At 72.7% G+C, this 878-nt stretch carries 1 pseudogene; it reads right to left on the bottom strand.

Annotated features, from left to right (window positions below):
• Positions 1–332: 332 nt before the first annotated feature.
• Positions 333–878, bottom strand: a pseudogene (locus D471_RS34610) (cytochrome d ubiquinol oxidase subunit II); the annotation flags it as partial.

Genomic DNA, 878 nt, shown 5'->3' with positions numbered 1-878 from the left:
GCTCTAGCCGCAGCTCCCGCCGCAGCTGCAGGAGCCGCCGCTCTGGCAACCGCAGCCGCAACCGGAACCGCAGTTGCATCCGCTCAGCATCGGGGGCGTGGTCAGGGGGTGAGTCACGGTCCCTCCTCCGGGCTCGACGGTGCCCGTGGCCGATCACATCACAGCCCCTGATTCGCAGGGGGCGCCACGGGCACGTATCCCGACGACAGAGGTGCCCCACGCCCGCCCCCTCCAACCCGCCGGACATCCTCGACAGGCCGCACCCGCCCGGACCGCCTGCCGAACTTTTCCTTGTGAACCCGATCTGAACTGGTCTTTCATCGAGGATTCGGTCAGGCGAAGAAGGTGGGCTCCGTTGCCGGCCGGCGTGTCATTCGGTAGAGCCAAACCTGTCCCAGGACCATGACCGGAACCACGGGCGCGAGCCAGGACCACACGAACACGGCGGTCGTGTCCGGGATCGGAGCCGTCGGGAGGCCGGCCGTCAGCGCCACCAGCGCGCCCGGAACCGCGATCGCGACCGCCGACGTGTGCCGCGACAGCATCGGCCCCCTCAACCCGCTCGTCATCACCAGCGCGCCGAGCAGGACCACCGCCAGGGCCGCCGCCACGACCGGCGCACCGCCCGCCGGGCCCCCGGGAAGGAAGGCGGCGACGGTGGTGACGACCGTCAGACCCGCACCGACCCGGGCCAGCGGGCGCGTCGCGCGGGCCGCGACGTCCGCGCTGTCGCAGTGGTCGGCGCCGACCAGCCGATCGGCGCCGAAGGCCGCGCCTCGAAGAGCGAACAGGCAGACCACCGTGGCCGCGCACGCGACGGTGAAGAGGCTCGCGACCAGACCGCCGGTGAGCAGCCCGGCCACCACCAGGCCCCACGC

The sequence above is a fragment of the Nocardiopsis lucentensis DSM 44048 genome (genome assembly GCF_000341125.1).
GTDB lineage: Bacteria > Actinomycetota > Actinomycetes > Streptosporangiales > Streptosporangiaceae > Nocardiopsis > Nocardiopsis lucentensis.
Note: the sequence above shows the minus strand (reverse complement) of the source record. Positions and strands in the feature narration are given on the sequence as shown.